At 62.5% G+C, this 248-nt stretch carries 1 protein-coding gene; it reads left to right on the forward strand.

Annotated features, from left to right (window positions below):
- Positions 1–248: prolyl oligopeptidase family serine peptidase (locus Q4563_RS21610; protein WP_303605989.1), on the forward strand; the 248-nt coding region annotated here is incomplete at both ends.

The raw sequence follows: 248 nt of genomic DNA on the forward strand, positions 1-248 counted from the left end.
GGGTTTGGTCGTCGTTATCGACAGGCCTTGGCCGGTCAGTGGGGGCTGACAGACGTGGACGATGTGCTGTTGGCCTGTCAGTACGCCCAGGCTCAGGGCTGGGCACACCCGGGCAGAATACTGGTGCGGGGCAACAGTGCCGGTGGCTATACCGTGTTGCGGGTCTTGTCGGATGACCGTGCCGCAGCGGCTGGCATCGGAGGCGGTGCCAGTCTGTATGGAATCAGCGATCTGGCTCTGTTAAATGC

Source organism: Gilvimarinus sp. 1_MG-2023 (genome assembly GCF_030548285.1).